Annotated in this window: 1 protein-coding gene; it reads left to right on the forward strand. The window is 47.6% G+C overall.

The genetic code is table 11. From position 1 onward, the window contains the following. Positions 1-582, forward strand: a 582-nt coding sequence (locus K0039_RS24785; RefSeq protein WP_228106778.1) for a substrate-binding domain-containing protein, incomplete at both ends; no start/stop codon positions are given.

The raw sequence follows: 582 nt of genomic DNA on the forward strand, positions 1-582 counted from the left end.
GATTTACTACGCGGGTCCGGCCAAAACGCCGGAAGGTTATGCCTCCGGTTCTCTTGGCCCAACGACCGCCGGACGGATGGATTCTTATGTCGATCAACTGCAAGCGCAGGGCGGAAGTATGATCATGCTGGCGAAAGGCAACCGCAGTAACGTTGTAAAAGAAGCCAAACAAGAAGGCATTAAAGTATTAGCTTACGACCGTATGATTAACGATGCGGATATCGATTTTTATATTTCTTTCGATAACGAAAAAGTCGGTGAACTGCAGGCAAAAGCCCTGGTCGATATTGTTCCGCAAGGTAATTACTTCCTGATGGGCGGCTCGCCGGTAGATAACAACGCCAAGCTGTTCCGCGCCGGACAAATGAAAGTGTTAAAACCTTACGTTGATTCCGGAAAAATTAAAGTCGTTGGTGACCAATGGGTTGATGGCTGGTTACCGGAAAACGCATCGAAAATTATGGAAAAAGCGCTCACCGCCAATAATAACAAAATTGATGCTGTAGTTGCCTCAAACGATGCTACCGCAGGTGGGGCAATTCAGGCATTAAGCGCGCACGGTTTATCAGGGGAAGTAGCAAT

The organism is Terrisporobacter mayombei (assembly GCF_020748465.1).
Taxonomy (GTDB): Bacteria; Bacillota; Clostridia; order Peptostreptococcales; family Peptostreptococcaceae; genus Terrisporobacter; species Terrisporobacter mayombei.